The following is a 6,310-nucleotide window of genomic DNA, read 5'->3' as shown; positions in this document are numbered from 1 at the left end:
GGATGACGGATGGGGCATATGGTCGGGATGATTTATCCGGGACCTTTTTGATTGCGCAATTTTTTCAGTCTTTCCGTAGGATCGTCTAATCCATATTGCGCTTTTAGCTTTGCAACAACATCAGGATGCTGTGCAATGAATTCACTGATATCGGCAACTAGCTCCGGGTTATTCAGCGTCGATAAACAAAACTCAACCGTTGTTACCGGTAGGTTGGGATCAAGGACAAAGTCGTCAACATCAGACAGCGTGCTCAGTAAATAATTGGCAACGTAATAATCCATATCAACAGCATCCGCTCGATCCAGCTGTGCAAGGTAAAGTGCTGCCTTGTTATCCGCAACGGAAATGAGTTTGGTCTTGCCGCTATCTATTCTGTCCTGCCAATATAGAGGAGAAAAACCAAGCACTATGGCGAGTTTTCTTATCCGGCTTATATCCTGACCATAACGAGGTGCTTTAACAAACGTACCCACCAGGCTGTCGGTTAACGGTGCGCTGTAATGCTTTGTTTTGTTATCGTTTACAGGGTTTGTCCACGTTGGGTGGTCAGGATAAACCAGATCGACATTCCCCTTTTCTAACTCAACCTGAAGTCTCAGTACCGGCATAGCTACATATTCAAAACTCACGCCTGTGTGTTTTGAATACGCTTCTAAGAGTGCCCAGGCAAAACCTTTATCTACTTCCGAAGAAAACTCGTAGTGAGGGTAGTAAGGAATATTTTGAGATGCAACAACGTAGGTTTCCGCTCTGACAGACAAAGATAATAGAAGACATGTGATGGAAAACAGAAGATAGACTACACGCATAAATATATTGCCGCTGCTCAGATAGTATAAACCTAGCAACACTGAACTATATTACAAGTAGTTCTAACAATGTTTGCCATAAAGACTAAGAATAGGTGTTTTTTCGTATGTAGGTACTTACTACTAATTACGCTCAATGAAAATCTCTGGATTTAACGGTTAATGATGAAAACATGTCATTTCTGTTGATCAGTTTGCCTGCGATAACATGACACACTCCTTCCTTTGAACGTTCCAGAATGCCATGTACTTCGAGAATAGTGGCACTTAGGAAAGGTTGTTTTTGCGCCCTCGCGGTATTCTGCCAGACGATTACATTGATATTGCCCGTATGGTCTTCTAATGTAACAAAGGTTACGCCGCCTGCCGTTCCAGGTGCTTGTCTGCCAACGACATTACCTATAATTCTGACCGGCGTTTTGTGTGCTTTATGAGCCAACTGATTGGCAAAAGTAATGTGTTTAAGCTTGCCTGAAGCGTTTAAAAGCGCAATGGGGTGTTTATCTACCGACAAGGCCAGTGAAGCATAGTCTTCAATCATATCTTCAGCTGGCGAAGGGGCCGCTACCTGGTATGTATCGCTGCATTCCTCGCTGAATAAAGGTAACGACTGCTGGGTATCTGCTACTTTCCAGCGGGCATCAAAGCGGTGAGCTGAAATATCAGTGAGTGCATTCGCACTAGCAAGCGCTGCAATATCTCCCTGAGATAATCCACATTGCTGTATTGATAAGAGCTGCGTAAAGCCGGATGGAGGTCGATTTGTAACAAGTCTGCGTGCACCTTCCTCTGACAGCCCTTTCACCTGACGTAACCCCAGACGTAATTCCCCTGCAGCAGTTAAGCTGTGATCGTATTCGCTATGATTGATACAGACAGGCAATACCCGAATCTGGTGAAGTTGTGCGTCTTTTACAAGCTGAGCAGGAGAGTAAAACCCCATTGGCCAGCTGTTCATTAATCCGGTGTAAAACTCGGCAGGAAAATAGTACTTAAGCCATGATGAAACATAGGCCAGGACAGCGAATGACGCCGAGTGAGACTCGGGAAATCCATATTCACCAAATCCACAAATTTGCTCAAATAACTGCTCAGCGAATTCACTTTTGTAGCCTCTTTCTGTCATCCCATCTATTAGCTTGCTTCGGAATTGAAACAACTTGCCGGTTTTCTTCCAGCTTGCCATTGCACGTCGTAACTGGTCTGCTTCGCCGCCAGTAAACCCTGCTGCCACCATAGCCAGCTGAATTACCTGTTCCTGAAAAATAGGCACGCCCATTGTTCTGCTTAACACCGACCTTACTTCCTCTGAAGGGTAGGTGACTGGCATGTCACCATGTCGCCGTAATAAATAGGGGTGGACCATGTCACCCTGAATAGGGCCTGGCCTGACAATGGCTATCTGTACAACGAGGTCGTAATAGCAGCGCGGTCTTAATCTGGGAAGCATCGACATTTGCGCACGTGACTCAATTTGAAACACGCCAACAGTGTCAGCGTTGCAAATTGCATCATAAACCTGCTTGTCATCAGCATGTTTACTGATAAATGGAATACTTACCGGTAAAGCATAACGCTGCTCAATAAGCGCAAAGATCTTTCTGATGGCGGTTAACATACCCAGAGCGAGAACATCGACTTTCAATAAGCCAAGTGACTCTAAATCGTCTTTGTCCCACTGGATCACCGTTCGTTCTGCCATAGCGGCATTTTCTACAGGCACTAATTCGTATAAGGGACCTGCTGAAATAACGAATCCCCCTACGTGTTGTGAAAGGTGTCGCGGAAAGCCCAGTAACGTTTCGGTAATACTGAACAGGTGAGCGAGATTTTTATTTGTATTGTCGAGACCTAGGCTGGCTAATTGCGCTTTCCAGCCAAGAGTTCTGTCTCTGAGATTAATTTGCTTTAACCAGTAACCCAACTGCGACTCGTCGAACCCTAGCACCTTGCCCACTTCTCTGAATGCACTTTTAAAGCGAAAGGTGATCACCGTTGCCGCAAGTGCCGTGCGTTCACGTCCGTACTTGGTGTAGATATACTGAATGACTTCTTCACGGCGTTCATGTTCGAAATCGACGTCGATATCCGGCGGCTCGTTGCGTTCTTTAGAAATGAATCGTTCAAACAGCACATTGATTTGCCTCGGATCTACGGCCGTAATTTCAAGGCAGTAGCACACCACGGAATTAGCCGCGGAGCCTCTGCCCTGGTACAAAATACCCTGTGATTTAGCGAACTGAACAATGTCGTAAATAGTGAGGAAAAAGTATTCGTATCCCTCGGAATGAATTAGTGCGAGTTCCTTTTCAATGATCCCGCGAATGCTGTCTGTAACCCCTTCAGGAAAGCGCCGTTTAATACCTTGCTCAACGCAATGACGCAGGTAAGTGGTAGCGTTAAAGCCGTCAGGTACCAGTTCGCTGGGGTACTGGTACTTGAGTTCACTGAGGCAAAATTCGCACTGGTGGGCCAGGGCAATGCTTTCATCTATCCAGGCTTTGGGGTACAAGCGGGTGAGGGTGGTCAGGGGCTTGAGGCTGCGTTCCTGGTTCTTCATTGCGTCAAACCCTAACTCACTAATTTGCTTTCCTTCACGTATTGCGTGCAACACATGTTGTAACGGTTGTCGGTCAGGGTGATGACAAAGCGTCTGATTGGTGGCAACTACCGGAAAATGATACGTCTGATGCAGCTTGCGGGTATGCGCGAATGTCTCATGATCGCACCCATCCAGCAAGCGTGATGCGCCAATCCAGCACCGCTCAGGGTGGTGTTTCGCCAACCAGTCACCCCAGTGCTCATCATGCTCATTTCCTTTAGGTAGCCAAACGATAAAACAATCGCGAATCGATTTTAAATCCCATTCAGCCAACGAATACTGACCCTTTGCAGAGCGACGTCGGGCGTTCGTAATAATACGGCACAGCTCGGAGTAAGCCCGCTTGTTCGGACAAAGTAAGACAATTCTAAGTGAATCTGAAAAGGTAAACAGGCTGCCTGTGATCAGTTTTACCGGTAAGCGATTGGACTGGATTTCCTGCCAGGCTCTAACTATGCCGGCTACAGAACATTCATCGGTTATGGCAATCGCCTCGTAACCGTAAAACGCGGCGGTACTGACAAGCTCTTCCGGGTGAGAGGCACCTTCGAGAAAGGAAAAATTACTCTGGCAAACTAACTCAGCAAACATACTAACTAAAGTACCCGTGAACAAACCAGTTAGACTGATGATCGCGGAATATCCACAGCCGCTGCCCCGTTGAACTGAGCGCAATAAAATAATCGCGCTTTACCGCGCTATCATCCCACCATCCGGTTTGAATGCGTTCCGGGCCATACACAATCTTGGTTTGTGTCGACAAAGGCTGGGGGTCGATTAGCAACCAGCACGGATGCTGACCAGAGGGAAGCTGTTCACAGGCCGCCCCGGAATGGGGTAAACCATGACGAATGTGCAAGTCCTGACGATGATCGTGACATACTCTTGGAGTGATAACTGCGTCTGAACCCAATTTAGCTAACAGTGTGCCCATCAGCATGTTTTCGGCATGCTGATTAAATCGCACGGCAAACAAATGTTCACTCGTGGCATGAAATACAACCGTGTGTTCACAGCGTAGTTGAAAACCGCGAATAGCAGATGTCAGTGCAAGCTGTTCCAGTTTTAACGTAATTAAGCTGAGCCAGTCTTTCGCGTTGTGCATAGGCGCACCTGCGCGTACTTCTACATGTTGCTTAGGCGAGTCCGCCATATGCAGGGTAAGCTGCAATGAATCAGTGGTCAGGTTTTGGCTTACCAGATACTCACAACACTGCTCAACAGGTTGAGTTAAAAACCTGAGCAGTTTCACGCTGTCTTCTAACTCATAGGGAAGTTCACACTGGTAGCGGAAATGTTGTTTTGGATGAAAGGTTGCCCTGGGAACGGCCTTATTGCCCTTTAAAGCCAGCAGGTAACTGATCAGGGCGTTATCAAATCGCTTCCCCACTTCCTCTAGCGGGATTTGAAAAACCGCCTGTAGTGTTCGGATCCCCATGCGGTCAAACTGACTGACTTGCTTTGAGGTAAACTGGGTGTATTTCAGCGATACGTTTTGCAGAGCTATCAATGCCTGAGCATTGGAAAGGTAAACCGTATCAGCGCCGGCTAACGCCAATACCTGAGCTGCCTCGACGCTAGGGCCACTCGCGAAGTGGTAGCGCAGCGCCGTGCTTTGCAGAACGTGATGAAACAACGCCACAAAATTATCAACCGAGTGATAGTAGTGGATAATGGGGTCCAGCTTTATGGCGATGCCCTGAGGTTCGAGTAAAACAATATCCGATGCAATGCGATAAAGTTGATTAGCCAGCAGGTGCAGCTGTTGGCATTCCACTTCAACTGAATAGGGAATAAGTTGGATTCGGTTTAACAAAGCGCAAGCCTGGGCAAGTCCCATTCCCCGTTTAATGCCGGCAGTTGAGGCACATTGAGATACCTGCAAAATTTCATTGTGTTGAGGGCAAAACACCACAAGCGCAGCTTGTTTATCCTCGGCTTGTTCAAGCACAAAGTGATCAAGTTGCAACGAAGGAAAGTGCGCATAGAGCCACTGCATTGGGGAAACCCGCTAACTGCCGGTGAGCGTCGATACCGAAGCCGATTGTGTTTCGCGCATGGCAGTAATAATGGCATCGTTGCTTGCCGGTAACGGGTTACAAATAGGGATGTCAGATTTCGGCCAACTGCCAACTACCCTGTGAAGCGTGATATACCATTGCGTATCTTTGTAATACAGCTCGCAATCCACATTAACGGGCAATGACATAAACGTCTGCAGGTTGTAGTCAATATTCAGCAACAGGCATTGGTACTGTTTGCTTAGTACCTGCAGCCTACGCGCAGCTTTCGCATTTAGCGAAGCGTAACTGTACACAATTAAACTGCATGCCTGGCTTCTAATGCACTGCTCGCAGGCCCATAGCGCATCTTGTTCATTCGCAGGTGAGAGTAACCAGCTGTCCGTGAGTAACTTGTGTTTCGCCAACCAGACTGGGTTAATACTTTGATGGCGGTATAACCAAATCACCTTTTTGCCAGTATTGCGTTGTGCAGCAAACACCGGGTGCAATAACTGCAATTCACCACTGCCCTGATGGCAGCGAATACGGGATAACCCTGCGCTGGGTATCCCTCCTGCCAGCGCCGCATCCAGTGCTTTTACACCCAAAGGCAATCGCTCAATCGGAGATTGAGCGGCGTCGGCTGCATTGCCCAAATAGATATCCGGGTGTTTGGTTAACGTGTGAATGGCGCTTTTCATAATCAAAAAATACTGTATTTATATACAGTATTGTAGCGCAAAAAAATGCCTCTGCAAGAGGCATTCAAATTATTGCGTTAACGCTGGGCCCGAAACAAACTGCGCAGCGTTGAATGGTGTACTCAAAAAGCGTTTAGGAACTGGCTGATTCAGTTTTGGTTACCGGGAAGCTAATTCCTTTACAGGCAATAA

Annotated in this window: 4 protein-coding genes; all 4 read right to left on the bottom strand. The window is 47.2% G+C overall.

Translation table 11 applies throughout. The features are described from left to right. Window positions 1–32: 32 nt before the first annotated feature. Window positions 33–764: a hypothetical protein gene (locus AC4MRN_RS18910; RefSeq protein WP_490403372.1), complete on the bottom strand. Its 732-nt coding sequence runs from the start codon at window positions 762–764 to the stop codon at window positions 33–35. A 181-nt stretch (window positions 765–945) separates the two neighbouring features. Continuing rightward, window positions 946–4,005, bottom strand: coding sequence for an error-prone DNA polymerase (locus AC4MRN_RS18905; RefSeq protein WP_491204166.1), 3,060 nt, complete (start codon window positions 4,003–4,005; stop codon window positions 946–948). Window position 4,006: 1 nt separating this feature from the next. Beyond that, a complete protein-coding gene (locus AC4MRN_RS18900; RefSeq protein WP_491204165.1) occupies window positions 4,007–5,413 on the bottom strand; it encodes a Y-family DNA polymerase in 1,407 nt (468 codons plus the stop codon). Between the two features lie 12 nt (window positions 5,414–5,425). Then, complete coding sequence (locus AC4MRN_RS18895) at window positions 5,426–6,118, bottom strand: hypothetical protein (protein WP_370241194.1); 693 nt, start codon at window positions 6,116–6,118, stop codon at window positions 5,426–5,428. Window positions 6,119–6,310: the final 192 nt, after the last annotated feature.

This window comes from Marisediminitalea sp. (assembly GCF_984433645.1).
Note: the sequence above shows the minus strand (reverse complement) of the source record. Positions and strands in the feature narration are given on the sequence as shown.

Bases quoted from the DNA above. Each gene is read 5' to 3' on its own strand.
- AC4MRN_RS18900 (WP_491204165.1), bottom strand. From the start codon at position 5,413: ATGCAGTGGCTCTATGCGCACTTTCCTTCGTTGCAACTTGATCACTTT.
- AC4MRN_RS18895 (WP_370241194.1), bottom strand. From the start codon at position 6,118: ATGAAAAGCGCCATTCACACGTTAACCAAACACCCGGATATCTATTTG.
- AC4MRN_RS18905 (WP_491204166.1), bottom strand. From the start codon at position 4,005: ATGTTTGCTGAGTTAGTTTGCCAGAGTAATTTTTCCTTTCTCGAAGGT.